Genomic DNA, 14432 nt, shown 5'->3' with positions numbered 1-14432 from the left:
CGTTGGATCAGAATACGACGGTCTTGTTGCCGTGTACCAACACGCGGTCTTCCAGGTGATAACGCAAGCCGCGCGCCAGCACCATCTTCTCCACGTCGCGACCGAATCGCACCATGTCTTCAATGCTGTCGCTGTGGCTGACGCGCACCACGTCCTGCTCGATGATCGGGCCGGCGTCCAGCTCTTCGGTCACGTAGTGGCACGTTGCGCCGATCAGTTTCACGCCGCGCATCGATGCCTGGTGGTACGGCTTCGCGCCAACGAAAGACGGCAGGAAGCTGTGGTGGATGTTGATGACTTTGTGCGCGTATTCGCTGCACAGCGATGGCGGCAGGATTTGCATGTAGCGGGCCAGCACCACCACTTCAGCGTCATGCTGCTTGACCAGCCGCGAGACTTCAGCGAACGCCGGCTGCTTGTCCTGCGGATTGACGGGGACGTGGTAATAAGGAATGCCGTGCCACTCCACCATGCTGCGCAAGTCGTCATGGTTGGAAATGACGCACGCGATGTCGCAATCCAGCTCATCGCTGTGCCAGCGGTGCAGCAAGTCAGCCAGGCAATGAGACTCGCGGCTGGCCATCAGCACCACGCGCTTTTTCTGCGCGGTATCGGTGATACGCCAATCCATCGAGAACTCTTCAGCAATCGGGGCGAATGCCTCGCGAAAGGCTTCGAGGCCAAAGGGCAGCGAGTCGGCGCGGATCTCGTGGCGCATGAAGAACCAGCCACTTTGGTTGTCCGAGTGATGGCTCGCTTCAGTGATCCAGCCATTATGGGACGCCAGAAAGTTACTGACTTTAGCAACGATACCGACGCGGTCCGGGCAAGCGATCACCAGCCGAAAAGTGCGCATGAGGGGAACTCCAGAACTTCGCAAAAAGGCGGCCATTCTAGCCATTGCGTAGCAAAACTGCAGTATCGATCGCACACCCTGCCCGCCCGGGACCACCGAGGCTGCGCGCGACGTGGCCTGTGGCTGCGCCGCAATTGTGTGAACGGATATGAAGACAGCATCGAGTATTTATTTGCGATGCCCATTTCCATGGCACCCGCACTATTTAACTAAATAAACACGGCTTAAATGTTTACTTGATGAAACTGTCTGATTACTATTGCTTCACTGTCTCCTTGTCACCAGCGTCCTACATAAGGTAGTCCCCATGTCTCTGATCACCGAATACAACGCCACAAAACAAGCTATTGAAGAATTGCAACAACGTCTGGCCGACCTCTCCAAAGACGACAAACTGCAAAAAGAATTGGAATTCGAAGGCAAACTGCGCACGCTGATGGGCGAATATTCCAAGTCCCTGCGCGATATCATTGCCCTGCTGGATCCAGAAGCCAAGTCGGGTAAAGCACCCCGCGGCGCGGTAAAAACGACCGGCACCAAACGTGCTCGTAAAGTTAAGCAATACAAAAACCCGCACAATGGCGAAGTCATCGAAACAAAAGGTGGCAACCACAAGACGTTGAAAGAGTGGAAAGCCAAGTGGGGCGGTGACGTGGTAGAAGGCTGGGCAACCCTGCTGGGCTAAGCCTCGCCAGCGGCGCCGCGCGTTAAGAGGTGGAGCCTGCAAGCAGAAACGCCAGCGATTTGCTGGCGTTTTTTTATGCCTGGGTTTTTACCCTGGCTTTCAATAGCTGCGTGGCAGTTTAGAGGCTAAAACGTTTGCGCAATTGTTGGCTGTAGCCCTGCCATTGCATCAGCACATCGCGCTGCAACGGCGAAGATTGGTCCATCCACTCTGTCATCGCCTCATCAAAATTGCTCAGCGTATTCGGCGCGCCCCATTCAGGGAAAGACAGGCGTTGCTGGCAAAAAAGTGTCCAACGCTGTTGTTCCGCTGGATCCAAGGTCTCCGGAAAGTTGCGCGCACGATATCGAAACAATAATTCCGGCAGGCGTTCATCATCGAATGGCCACTGCTGTTGGGCCAAATCAGACGGATCCGCCATGCGAACTTGTTCACATAAACGGCGATCTCGATCACCGAGAAACCCTGCATATAATTGCTGCTCGGGATCTTCGCTGGCAGTGAAGTCTTCTTGCCCGTAAATAGCCTGGAGTTTGTCTTGCCAGACGTGTTGTGCGTCACTTAGCCGCAGCGCCCGCTGATGCACGCCCTCCATGTCCAGCTGCAGCCGTAGTTGGTCCTCGGCGCGCAAGACAGCCAGCGGCGCAACCACCGGGCATTTGTTGATGTGGATGAGTTTAAGGGGGACCGGCAGCTCACCGTCGAGCAAGTCTTCGCGGCGGGTGTACAACCGCTGGCGCAAAAGCTGCGCGTCATGGTCAAGCAAGCCCTGGGGGTCCAGGTGTAAGTCACAGACGATCAAGGCGTTGCGGTTCTTCGGGTGCCAGGCCAGCGGCAGCACGACGCCAATGTAGTTTCGCGCCGCCGAGAAGCGCCCGGATATATGCACCATCGGCTGCAACAGGCGGATCTGGTCCATCACCTTCTGCTTGCCGCGCAACTGGAACAACCAGTCGTAGAGCCGGGGTTGTTTTTCGCGGATCAACCGGGCCAGGGCGATGGTCGCGCGCACGTCCGACAGCGCGTCATGGGCCTGGCCATGATCGATGCCGTTGGCGGCCGTCAGGCGTTCGAGCTTGAGGGTGACGCGGCCATCCTCCTGCGGCCAGACGATGCCCTCGGGACGCAGCGCATAGGCGGCGCGCACCAGGTCGATGAGGTCCCAGCGGCTATTGCCCCCCTGCCATTCCCGAGCATACGGATCGAAGAAATTGCGATACAGGCTGTAGCGAGTCATTTCGTCGTCGAAGCGCAAGGTGTTGTAGCCGGCACCACAGGTCCCAGGCGCAGCCAATTGCGCATGGACGCGTGTCATGAAGTTGGCTTCGCTCAAGCCCTTTTCCGCCAGGCACGCGGGCGTAATGCCGGTGATGGCACAGGCCGCCGGGTGGGGCAGGATGTCATCGCTGGGCCGGCAATACAGGTTCACCGGCTCGTCGATTTCGTTGAGGTCGAAATCGGTACGTATTCCCGCCACCTGCAAGGGGCGGTCGCATCGTGGGTTGATGCCGGTGGTTTCGTAGTCGTACCAGAAGATGGAAGTCACGGGGTGTTCCTGGGCTGAGGACTGGCGAAGTCTAGGCGTTCGTACCCTGCGCCCGCCAGCCTTCGCGCCTTTAATCCTGTTGCAGGCCATGAAATGACATACACGGCCATATCGTGCGCCCGCCCGAAGACTGATAGGCTCTGTACGAAATGTATCCGCACTCGCCCATACTGCGTTGAAACGGGGCTCGGAATGCTCATGTACTCCTGTACATTCCACTTCCTCCCCCGTTTCGCCTTGTCTGGCCTTCCGCGAACACATTCATACAGACCCTAGCATCTGCGCCGAGATCGAACGTTCGAACGGCCATCACAGGTTGCCCATGCTCGAGACACCAGCACTGCAAAGGAACGCGCCGCTACCGCCGCCACTGGACACACGTTACCAGGTCGAAACGCCCGAAGGCATCGACCTGCCACTGCGCCCGGCGGGGCTGATGCCTCGTGCGCTGGCCTTCGCCATCGACCTGGTGATACGCGGGCTGGTGCTCGGCCTGTTCTTTGTCGTCCTGGCGTTCTTCGGCGAACTGGGGATCGGCCTGGGCTCGATCCTGCTGTTCATCGTCAGCTGGTGGTACATGGTGTTGTTCGAGGTGCTGAACCAGGGCCGCTCCCCCGGCAAGCAGATCATGGGGTTGCGCGTGGTGCAGGATGATGGTCGGCCGATCGGCTGGTCTGCCTCGTTGATCCGCAACCTGCTGCGCTTCGTCGATATGTTGCCGTTCGGCTACACCTTTGGAGCGCTCTGCTGCCTGCAACACCCGACCTTCAAGCGCTTGGGCGACCTGGCCGCTGGCACGCTGGTGGTTTATCGCGAGCAACCGGTCAAGCGTCCCGAACTGCCAATGGCCCGGCCGCTACGCCCGCCCTTTGCCCTGGCCCTGGTGGAACAACGCGCCGTGCTGGGTTTCGCCGAGCGCCAGGCACAATTGTCCGACGCCAGGGTCACCGAACTGGCGGCAATCCTGGCCGCGCCATTGAAGGTGCACCCCACCGGGGCCGTGGCTGAACTCAATGGCATCGCCCGCGGCCTGTTGGGGCCGACATGAAGCAAAGCCTGTTCGAAAGCTGCCACCAAGGGGAATGGGAACACCTGTCCCGCCTGCTCGACCAACTGGAGCGCCGCCGCAATGTCCCCCAGAGCAGCGACTTTCCCCACGCCTATCGACAGCTCTGCCAACACCTGGCGCTGGCCCAGGCCCGGGGCTACAGCAGCTTGCTGGTGGATACCTTGCAGCAACTGGCGCTGCGCGGACACCAGCAACTCTACCGGGACCGCAGCCACCCCTCGACCGGCCTGTCGACTTTTATCCTGGCCGGCTTCCCCCGCCTGGTGCGCGAACAATGGCGATTCGTCCTGGCGGCGGGCCTGATGTTCATCGGCAGCCTCGTCGGCGTCGGCTTGCTGGTGTACCTGTTCCCCGAGCTGGTCTACAGCTTGCTGAGCGTCGAGGAAGTCAGCCAGATCCGCGGCATGTACGACCCGGCGGCGGGGCACCTGGGGCGCTCGATCGAGCGGGCCGCCAGCGAGGATTGGGTGATGTTCGGCTACTACATCATGCACAACATCGGGATTGCCTTTCAGACATTCGCCAGTGGTTTGCTGTTCGGCCTGGGCAGCGCGTTCTTCCTGTTCTTCAATGGCCTGACCATTGGCGCGGTGGCCGGGCACCTGACCCAGATCGGCTCGGGCGCAACGTTCTGGTCGTTCGTCATTGGCCATGGCGCTTTCGAATTGACTGCCATCACCCTGGCCGGTGCCGCGGGCCTGCAACTGGGCTGGGCGCTGATTGCGCCGGGACGCCTCACGCGGGGCGAAGCCTTGCGACTGGCCGCCGGCAAAAGCGTGCTGATCATCGCCGGGGTGATCCTCTTCCTGCTCATTGCAGCGTTCGTCGAGGCCTATTGGTCCTCCAGCGCCGCGACACCCTCCACCAAATACACCATCGGCGCGCTACTGTGGCTGCTGGTGATCGGTTACCTGCTGTTCGCCGGGCGAGGCCAGCATGCGCCTGAGTGACGTCACGGTAGCGATCCGCCCACGCACCACCTGGGAAGCCATGGACCTCGGCGTACTGATGACCCAGCAGCACCGGCGGCTGCTGATGGCCAGCTGGGCCATCGTCACACTGCCGGTGTATGCGCTACTGACCTTGTTGCTGTGGGACTCGCCCTCCTTGGTGGTGTTTATATTCTGGTGGCTGAAACCGGCCTTCGAACGCCTGCCCCTGTACATCTTGTCCAAGGCGCTGTTTGGCGAGACGCCGACCTTGAAACAGGCCTTGCGCCAATGGCCGACGCTGCTCAAGCCACAATTGCTGGCCAGCCTGACCTGGCGCCGGCTGAGCCTGAGTCGCAGCTTCCTGATGCCCGTCGTACAACTCGAAGGGCTCGCCGGCGAGGCACGAGAGCAGCGCTTGCGCGTGCTGCTGCAACGCAACGGCGGCGCCGCGCAATGGTTGACCATCCTCGGCGTGCACCTGGAGACCGTCTTGTGGTTCGGCCTGATGGCCTTGTTCTATCTATTCGTGCCGCAACAAGTCGAACTGGAATGGGACTGGCAAACCCTGATCGCCGTCGCCGAACACGATTGGCTGTGGCTCGAACACCTGCTCAATGTCCTCTATCCGCTGCTGCTGATTGTCTGGGAGCCGATCTACGTCGCCTGCGGCTTCAGCCTCTACCTGAATCGACGCACCCTGCTGGAAGCCTGGGACATCGAGCTGGTGTTCCGCCGCCTGCGCCAACGCCTGGGCACCGTAGCGCCTGCCCTGGCGCTGCTCGCCCTGACCCTCCTGCCGCTGGCGCCACCCGCATGGGCCGATGACAACAGCAACGCACCCCAGAGCCCTCGCCTGCTCAACCAACCCGTCACCAGCCAAGCCTCCCGCGAGAGCATCAAGGCAATCCTTGACGCACCCCCTTTCAAGAATCCGGAAACCGTGACGCGCTATCGATTCGGCAAAGAAGCCACCGAATCGGCCGAAACCGATGAAGCCCCCGGCTGGCTGAAATCGATGCTCAACTGGAGCGCCAAACGCTTCGAAACGATCGCTGCGCTGATCCAGGCGCTGCTCTGGGCCACGCTGGTGGGCGCGATCGTCTGGCTGGCCTGGCGCTATCGTGAACGGCTCAAGGCGCTCGCCAACTACCGGCCAACGAAACGCCTGCCGGCGGAGCGCCCCGCGCCGGCACGCATGTTTGACCTGGATATCCGCGAAGAGAGCTTGCCAAACGATGTCGCGGCCAGCGCCGAGCAGTTGTGGTCCGACTCGCCACGCGAGGCGTTGGGCCTGTTGTATCGAGCGCTGCTCAGCCGCTTGCACCATGAGTTCAACATGCCCCTCAAGCCGGCCGACACCGAAGGCCAGGTGTTGCAACGGGTTGAACAGCTCCAGCACGAACCGCTGATGGCCTTCAGCAGGCACCTGACCCTGCATTGGCAGAACATTGCCTATGGACACCGCCCTCCGCCCGCCCATCTGCAACAGCAGTTGTGCAATGGCTGGCGCGAATTGTTCGGCCCCGGAGCGTCCCGATGAGCCAGCGCACGGGGTGGGTGATCGGCGCAGTCGGTGCCGCGTTGACCTGTGCGTTGGCGGTGTACCTGTACCTCAAGGCCGTGCCCTATCAGGAAACCATCGAGCACGGCCCCTCCCCCGAAGCCCAGGCCAACCCGTACCTGGCCGCCGAACGATTCTTGCGCCAGCAAGGCATCAATGTTGAACACGCCAACAGCCTGGACGTGCTGCCCACGCTCGAACCGCACCAACGCAGCCTGTTGCTGTTGGGCGAACGCAGCAACATGACGCCACGGGACGTCGACCAGTTGATGAACTGGACCCGCGCCGGCGGGCGCCTGCTGTTCGTCGCCGAGGCCTTGTGGGACGACAGCACGAACAGCAGCGGCGACCTGCTGCTGGACCGCGTGCGCCTGCGCCAACTTTTGAGCAAGGACCTCAAGGCACCGGAGCCGGAGCTGATCAAGGATCCCTACCCCGAATTGACCAAACTGTACCTGGAAGACGAAGAGGCGCCGGCCTACATCGGCTTCGACACCGACTTTCACCTCGAAGACCCGCTGAACCTCGCCCAGGCCTGGGCCAACAGCGCGGCGGCGACTCACCTGATGCAACTGAACCACGGTCTGGGCACGATCACCGTGCTGACCGACGCCGAGCTGTGGAAGAACGACCAGATCGACCAGTACGACAACGCCTGGCTGCTCTGGTACCTGAGCGCCGATACCGACGTCACGCTGCTGTTCAATACCGACCACGACAACCTGCTGACCCTGCTGCTGCGCTACTTCCCTCAGGCCATCGTGGCGCTGCTGGCCTTGATCGCCCTTTGGCTGTGGCGGTCGGCGGTGCGCCATGGCCCGCTGCAACAACCGGCGCCCAAGGCGCGACGCCAACTGCAAGAACACCTGCAAGCCAGCGCCGCCTTCCAGTTGCGCCACAACGGCCAGCAACACCTGTTGCACAGCCTGCAACAGGACGTGCTGCGCCGGGCGCGCCAGCTTCATCCGGGTTTCGAACAACTGGTGGTCGCCGAACAATGGCAAGTGCTAGCACGTCTGACGCGCCAACCCACGCGAACCATCAGCCAGGCCCTCAGCCCCCGGCCGAAACGACGCCTGTCCAGCGCCGACTTCTGCCGTCAGGTCGGCCTTTTGCAAACCCTTAGGAATGCCTTATAAACCGTTAGGAGAACGCCAGAATTGACGACTGAACAGAACGAGCCCTCAGACAGCCAGGCCCACGCCGCCCAGCAACGCCAGCGCGCCAGTCAACTGGCCCAGGCGATCCGCACCGAGCTGCATAAGGCCGTGGTCGGCCAGGCAGCCGTGATCGATGATGTGCTCACGGCGCTGATCGCCGGCGGTCATGTCCTGCTCGAAGGCGTTCCCGGGCTGGGCAAGACGTTGCTGGTGCGCGCCCTGGCCCGCTGTTTTGGCGGGGAGTTCGCGCGTATCCAGTTCACCCCGGACTTGATGCCCAGCGACGTCACCGGACATGCGGTGTACGACTTGCAGAGCGAGCAGTTCAAGTTGCGCAAGGGGCCGGTGTTCACCCACCTGCTGCTCGCCGACGAAATCAACCGCGCACCGGCCAAGACCCAGGCGGCGTTGCTCGAAGCCATGCAGGAGCGCCAGGTCACCCTCGAAGGCCGCGCGCTGCCGATCGCCCAGCCATTCATGGTGCTCGCGACCCAGAACCCGATCGAACAGGAAGGCACCTACCCGTTGCCGGAGGCCGAGCTCGACCGTTTCATGCTCAAGGTGCGCATGGACTACCCCGACGCCGATCAGGAATTGAACATGGTGCGCCAGGTCAGCCGCTCGACCCGCGCCGACATGCTCGACGTTCAGCCGTTGCGCACGGTGTTGCAAGCCAAGGACGTGCAAGCGCTGCAACGCATCGCCAGCGAGCTGCCGATGGACGACCAGGTGCTCGACTACGCCGTGCGCCTGGCCCGCGCCACCCGCACCTGGCCGGGCCTGACCCTGGGGGCCGGGCCTCGGGCTTCGATTGCCCTGGTGCGTTGCGCCCGCGCGCGCGCGATGTTGCGCGGCGGCGAATTCGTGGTGCCGGACGACATCAAGGGCTGCGCCCTGGCCGTGCTGCGCCACCGCGTACGGCTGGCGCCGGAGCTGGACATCGAAGGGCTTTCGGTGGACCAGGTGCTGGGGCAGTTGCTCGATCAAGTGTCGGCGCCAAGGTTGTGATGAAGGCGTCTGTGCCAGGCGTGCTTTTTATGCCAGGAATACCTTCTATGGCAGGAATGTCTTCTGTACCAGGCATGCTTTTTGTGGCGAGGGAGCTTGCTCCCGCTGGGCTGCGAAGCAGCCCCCAAGTTCTATCTGACACACCGCAAGGGGACGCTGCGCGTCCAGCGGGAGCAAGCTCCCTCGCCACAGGAAACCTCACTGCAGTAAATTTCTTTGCCAAGGCCAACATCTCCTGCAAGGGCACGCCCCCATGAAACCCTCCCGCCTGCTGCTCGCCTGGCTCGCGATCCTGCTGACCGTCGGCATTGTGCTGGGTGCACTGCGCGCGCTGGGCATCGCGGTGCCCTCGACTTTGCTGTCGATCCACTGGGGCTTACTGTTGGCGCTGCTGGCCCTGTCGATACTCGACGCGGTGCGCGTCCGGCGCCTGCCCTCGCCCCGAGTCCAACGCCATTTGCCCGGCAGCCTGGCCCTGGGCCGATGGAGCGAAGTGCGCCTGGACATCCGCCACGACCTGCCCCAGCCATTGGAAATCGAGATTTTCGATCACGTGCCCAATGGCCTGGACTTCGAACAACTGCCTGTTTCAGCACAACTACAACCCGGCCGGCTCACCCAGCTCGGCTACCGCGTCCGCCCGCTCAAGCGCGGGCACTTCACCTTCGAACATTGCGAAATCAACCTGCCCAGCCCAATGGGCCTGTGGAGCGACAAACGCCTGATCGACGCGCTCGACAGCACCCGCGTCTACCCGGACTTCGCCCGTCTGTACGACGGCGAACTGCTGGCGGTGGACAACTGGCTCAGCCACCTCGGCATCCGCCAGCGGCAGCGGCGCGGCCAGGGCCAGGAATTCCATCAATTGCGCGAATTCCGCGAAGGCGACAGCCTGCGCCAGATCGACTGGAAAGCCACCGCCCGCCACCGCACGCCCATCGCCCGGGAATACGAAGACGAACGCGACCAGCAAATCATCTTCATGCTCGACTGCGGCCGGCGCATGCGCAGCCAGGACGGCGAGTTGTCGCATTTCGATCACGCCCTCAACGCCTGCCTGCTGCTCAGCTACACCGCCCTGCGCCAGGGCGATGCGGTGGGCCTGAGCACTTTCGCCAGCGAACAACCCCGCTACCTCGCCCCGGTCAAGGGCAGCGATCAACTCAACGTCCTGCTCAATAGCGTCTACGACCTGGACAGCAGCCAACACCCCGCCGACTACCAGGCCGCCGTCACCCAACTGCTCGCCCGGCAGAAACGCCGGGCTTTGGTAGTGCTGGTGACCAACCTGCGGGACGAGGACGACGAAGAATTGCTGGCCGCCGTCAAACGCCTGGGCCAAAGCCATCGCGTGCTGGTGGCAAGCCTGCGCGAAGAAGCCCTCGACCGCCTGCGCCAAGCGCCGGTGCACACCGTGTCTGACGCGCTGGCTTATTGCGGGACGGTGGAATATTTGAGTGCGCGGGCGACGTTGCATGAACGGTTGAGTGCCCATGGGATGGCGGTGTTGCAAGCTCGGCCCGGGGAGTTGGGGGCCGAGCTGGTGACGTTGTATCTGGGGTGGAAGAAGGGTGGGGATTTGTAGGCAACAGACGATTCAGTCGTCATAAAAAACAAAGCACTGTCCCGGTAGCCGTTGCCCAAAGCCAATGGAAGTGATCGAACATAACGTCAGATCTTACGCAAGACAGTGCCAGAAACTGGGGGAGACGGGGAAATCTCTCTGAACAAGGGCATCAAGAATTGCAACGCAAACGAATAGTCTCGCACCGTGTTGGTTGAAACAGTCCACCTCAACGGACTGCTCCCCCGCTCCATTACCAAAAGTTCTCCCAACGGCGGATCAAACACCAGGTTCTCGGACTCACTCCCCCGCACGTATTTAAGACAGACCTGGGCATCCGGAGCACCCGCTAAAAAACTGTCGCCGTATTCCAGCTCTATCGTGATCTCGACGGGAGCGGATAGTCGCTCGGCTATGAAAAACGCGTGTGCACAAGCGTCATCCAGTCGGGCCAAAGTCCCGCACTTGATGGTGGCTGTTCGCAGGGCGCCCTTGGGCGCGCCGGGCTTCGTTTTTCCACCGGTCGACTAACCTGCGTCCAGCCGCCACCCCTCGTTTAGTCGCGAAACGGGTGGCAGCCTTAATTACGGAAAAACGTTCATGATCAAACCAACCCCCAATCCCCCAAAACCCGCTCCCCGTAAAACCGTCGACGAGCAAAAGCTCGACAAAGCCGCGAAAAAAGCCCTCGACCACTACCTGAAACCCAACCCCACCCAACCAGCCAAAAACCAACGACAACTGGACTGTTTCATCGTCGCCCCCGATGCCGACCCGGAAGGCTTGCTGGTACACAGCTACGAAACCTTCTGCTCGGTGAGCACGCTGATTCTGGATTTATCGGAAGAACTGGAAGGCGCCCCGCGCAACCTGGCGTTGGCGATTCATCAGATGGGCGAGATGGGGGTGTTGTTGCTGGAGAAGTTGTTGGATGGCGAGGCGAAGGTGCAGCGCTAAAGGCTACGCAGGCACAGGCGACTGAATAAGTATCTAGAAGTTAATGCAGAACCTGTGGGAGCGAGCTTGCTCGCGATGGCGATTTCAAGACCGCCATCGCGAGCAGGCTCGCTCCCACAGGATTGATGACAAACGGGAAAACCGGGCTCACGCCGATTCTGGTAGCTGATAGAAGCTGAAGTACTGCCGCAATGCGCTCACCAGTTGTCCGTATTCAGGCGGTGCCCACTGCAGGCTGAAGCCCGCGTCGAAATGTTGCGGTGTCACGTCCTCGCGGCACCACAGGCAATGGGCTTTCAAACGGATCTGCTGCTGCGGTCCTTCCTCGGCGGGCAGTTTCAGGCGCAGGTCGAAATCCGCACCGATCATCAAGGGCAAATGGCTGATGAGCATCAGGCCGTTTTCCGAAACGTTGCCCAAAAAACCAATGGGTTTGCCGTTTATGCCGTTGAACACCTCAAGGAAATACGCCAGCTGATGTCGTGCAATCTGCCGCTCTTTGTACATGTCTTGTATCACTTTTTGAGTAGCCGATAACCCGGCCAATCCAGTGCTTCGGAACGGGCTCATCCCTGCCCGCTCTCCCCGACTCCGATGCCAGACACCCTCTGGCCGGCCAAATGCTACCGGTGACAGGTGACGCTTCGAAATTAGAGTTCTGGCTCTAGCCACGTTTTGTACAACTATAGTCCAAGCGCGAGCATCGGCCAGCCGGATTCGATACCAGTCATCGGTCGACAACTGGCTCGCGGAAGGGTTTCGAATAAATCAAATTCAGTACGACGTGGGACGGATCGCCGAGGCGCTGCGGGTGGGGTAATGACCCAGGCTCTGCAGGGTTTCGAGCCGTGCGCGGGCGCGGTAGGCGTACTCGCTGTTGGGGTATTGGGTGAGGATGAACTGGTAGGTTTGCGCCGCGTCGACGTAGAGCTTCTGCCGCTCCAGGCACTGGCCGCGCATCATCGAGACTTCCGGCTGCATGTAGCGACGGGCACGGCTGGCGCGGTCGACTTTGGACAGCTCGAGCATCACCTGCTCGCAGTTGCCCCGCTCATAGGCCTTGTAGGCCAGGTTCATGTGGTGGTTCATCGACCAACGGGTGCAGCCCGTGATACTCAGGGCCAGGGCAATAAAAAGCACGAATCGCATGGGGAGGTTCTCCTGTCTTGAGCTCTGTATCGACCTGGCGGGGAAAATCTTCAGCACGAAAAACCTCCACGGTGAACACGTGTGTGGCGAGGGAGCTTGCTCCCGCTGGGCTGCAGAGCAGCCCCGGATTTTTGCGGTCGCTACGCAACCGAGCGGGAGCAAGCTCCCTCGCCACAAGAGCGATGTTCGGCTTAAGCAGTTAAAGGCGCAAAAATTTTCAGGAATGTTCATTTCGAAAAAGAAACGAATAAGTAGTGCATATGAACAATGACTACACCCAAAGACCATAGTAGCCTTCGCTGGCGCTTGAACTTGAGGAGTCTTGCATGTCCGTCCGTCGCACCAAAATCGTCGCTACCCTTGGCCCGGCCAGTAACTCGCCGGAAGTTCTCGAACAGCTGATTCTGGCTGGCCTGGACGTTGCCCGTCTGAACTTCTCCCACGGCACCCCCGACGAGCACAAGGCTCGCGCCAAGCTGGTGCGTGACCTGGCCGCCAAGCACGGCCGTTTCGTTGCCCTGCTGGGCGACTTGCAAGGCCCGAAGATCCGTATCGCCAAATTCGCCAACAAGCGCATCGAGCTGAAGATAGGTGACAAATTCACCTTCTCCACCAGCCATCCGCTGACCGAAGGCAACCAGCAGGTGGTCGGCATCGACTACCCGGACCTGGTCAAGGATTGCGGCGTGGGCGACGAACTGCTGCTCGACGACGGGCGCGTGGTGATGCGCGTCGAGACCGCCACCGCCACCGAACTGAACTGCGTCGTGACCATCGGTGGCCCGCTGTCGGACCACAAAGGCATCAACCGTCGCGGCGGCGGCCTGACGGCACCGGCCCTGACCGATAAAGACAAGGCCGACATCAAGCTGGCCGCGGAAATGGAAGTCGACTACCTCGCCGTGTCCTTCCCCCGTGACGCGGCGGACATGGAATACGCCCGTCAACTGCGCGACGAAGCCGGCGGCACCGCCTGGCTGGTGGCGAAGATCGAACGCGCCGAAGCCGTGGCCGACGACGAGACGCTGGACGGCCTGATCAAGGCGTCCGACGCCGTAATGGTGGCCCGTGGCGACCTGGGCGTGGAGATCGGCGACGCCGAGCTGGTGGGCATCCAGAAGAAGATCATCCTGCACGCACGCCGCCACAACAAAGCGGTGATCGTCGCGACCCAGATGATGGAGTCGATGATCCAGAACCCGATGCCGACCCGCGCCGAAGTGTCCGACGTAGCCAACGCCGTGCTGGACTACACCGACGCGGTGATGCTGTCGGCCGAAAGCGCCGCCGGCCTCTACCCGCTCGAAGCGGTGCAGGCCATGGCGCGTATCTGCATCGGCGCCGAGAAGCACCCGACCGGTAAGACCTCCAGCCACCGCATCGGCAAGGAATTCACCCGCTGCGACGAAAGCATCGCCCTGGCGACCATGTACACGGCCAACCACTTCCCGGGCGTCAAGGCGATCATCGCCCTCACCGAAAGTGGCTACACGCCGTTGATCATGTCGCGCATCCGCTCCTCGGTGCCGATCTACGCCTTCACCCCGCACCGCGAAGCCCAGGCGCGCGCCGCGATGTTCCGTGGCGTGTACACCATTCCGTTCGACCCGGCTTCGCTGGAGCCGCACGAAGTCAGCCAGAAAGCCATCGACGAACTGACCAAACGCGGCGTCGTGGAAAAAGGCGACTGGGTCATCCTAACCAAGGGTGACAGCTACCACACCACCGGCGGCACCAACGGGATGAAGATCCTGCACGTTGGCGACCCGATGGTTTGATGATCGGTCGCTGAACACAAAAAGCCCCGCCATGTGAATGGCGGGGCTTTTTGTTTTTGCCTTTGGACGTTGGGTGTCTGGACGGGCGCTATCGCGAGCAGGCTCGCTCCCACAGGGGTTCTGTGTGCGCCGCAAATCCTATGTGGGAGCGAGCTTGCTCGCGATGG

The 14432-nt window shown here is 61.5% G+C and carries 13 protein-coding genes; 9 read left to right on the top strand and 4 right to left on the bottom strand.

Annotation, left to right across the window (positions count from 1 at the left end; translation table 11 throughout):
- Positions 1–7: 7 nt before the first annotated feature.
- Complete coding sequence (purU, locus tag J3P76_RS05820; protein ID WP_420765276.1) at positions 8–856, bottom strand: formyltetrahydrofolate deformylase; 849 nt, start codon at positions 854–856, stop codon at positions 8–10.
- A 307-nt stretch (positions 857–1163) separates the two neighbouring features.
- On the opposite strand from purU, the gene mvaT reads away from it, so the two are divergent.
- Positions 1164–1541 (top strand): histone-like nucleoid-structuring protein MvaT, encoded by a 378-nt coding sequence (gene mvaT, locus J3P76_RS05815; protein ID WP_420765277.1) that lies wholly within the window; start codon positions 1164–1166, stop codon positions 1539–1541.
- A gap of 118 nt (positions 1542–1659) precedes the next feature.
- Here mvaT and sbcB read toward each other — a convergent pair whose 3' ends face one another.
- A complete protein-coding gene (sbcB, locus tag J3P76_RS05810) occupies positions 1660–3087 on the bottom strand; it encodes an exodeoxyribonuclease I (RefSeq protein ID WP_434607463.1) in 1428 nt (475 codons plus the stop codon).
- A 322-nt stretch (positions 3088–3409) separates the two neighbouring features.
- On the opposite strand from sbcB, the gene J3P76_RS05805 reads away from it, so the two are divergent.
- From J3P76_RS05805 to J3P76_RS05775, 7 genes are all read left to right on the top strand, one after another.
- Positions 3410–4135, top strand: a complete 726-nt coding sequence (locus J3P76_RS05805; RefSeq protein WP_420765279.1) for an RDD family protein — start codon at positions 3410–3412, stop codon at positions 4133–4135.
- Positions 4132–5106 carry a stage II sporulation protein M gene (locus J3P76_RS05800; protein ID WP_434607466.1) on the top strand — a complete coding sequence of 325 codons (975 nt, stop codon included), beginning with the start codon at positions 4132–4134 and terminating at the stop codon, positions 5104–5106. The genes J3P76_RS05805 and J3P76_RS05800 overlap by 4 nt, the downstream gene beginning before the upstream one ends.
- Positions 5093–6628 (top strand): DUF4129 domain-containing protein, encoded by a 1536-nt coding sequence (locus tag J3P76_RS05795; RefSeq protein ID WP_434607468.1) that lies wholly within the window; start codon positions 5093–5095, stop codon positions 6626–6628. The genes J3P76_RS05800 and J3P76_RS05795 overlap by 14 nt, the downstream gene beginning before the upstream one ends.
- Positions 6625–7788, top strand: a complete 1164-nt coding sequence (locus J3P76_RS05790) for a DUF4350 domain-containing protein (protein ID WP_434607471.1) — start codon at positions 6625–6627, stop codon at positions 7786–7788. Before J3P76_RS05795 ends, J3P76_RS05790 begins: the two co-directional genes overlap by 4 nt.
- Before the next feature lie 21 nt (positions 7789–7809).
- Positions 7810–8817, top strand: a complete 1008-nt coding sequence (locus tag J3P76_RS05785) for an AAA family ATPase (RefSeq protein WP_434607474.1) — start codon at positions 7810–7812, stop codon at positions 8815–8817.
- Positions 8818–9070: 253 nt separating this feature from the next.
- A complete protein-coding gene (locus J3P76_RS05780) occupies positions 9071–10402 on the top strand; it encodes a DUF58 domain-containing protein (RefSeq protein ID WP_434607476.1) in 1332 nt (443 codons plus the stop codon).
- A 579-nt stretch (positions 10403–10981) separates the two neighbouring features.
- The gene (locus J3P76_RS05775) at positions 10982–11338 is read left to right on the top strand and encodes a DUF6124 family protein (RefSeq protein ID WP_434701659.1); all 357 of its coding nucleotides are present in this window, start codon (positions 10982–10984) and stop codon (positions 11336–11338) included.
- Between the two features lie 147 nt (positions 11339–11485).
- Here J3P76_RS05775 and J3P76_RS05770 read toward each other — a convergent pair whose 3' ends face one another.
- A complete protein-coding gene (locus tag J3P76_RS05770) occupies positions 11486–11845 on the bottom strand; it encodes a PilZ domain-containing protein (RefSeq protein WP_420765292.1) in 360 nt (119 codons plus the stop codon).
- Between the two features lie 267 nt (positions 11846–12112).
- Complete coding sequence (locus J3P76_RS05765) at positions 12113–12487, bottom strand: tetratricopeptide repeat protein (RefSeq protein ID WP_434701658.1); 375 nt, start codon at positions 12485–12487, stop codon at positions 12113–12115.
- Positions 12488–12813: 326 nt separating this feature from the next.
- Here J3P76_RS05765 and pyk point away from each other — a divergent pair, with 326 nt between their 5' ends.
- Positions 12814–14265, top strand: a complete 1452-nt coding sequence (pyk, locus tag J3P76_RS05760) for a pyruvate kinase (RefSeq protein WP_039591415.1) — start codon at positions 12814–12816, stop codon at positions 14263–14265.
- Positions 14266–14432 lie beyond the last annotated feature (167 nt).

Source organism: Pseudomonas sp. D1-36 (genome assembly GCF_051132205.1).
In the GTDB taxonomy this organism is placed as follows: domain Bacteria; phylum Pseudomonadota; class Gammaproteobacteria; order Pseudomonadales; family Pseudomonadaceae; genus Aquipseudomonas.
The sequence above is the reverse complement of the archived record's forward strand: the minus strand, read 5'-3'. Positions and strand labels throughout refer to the sequence as shown.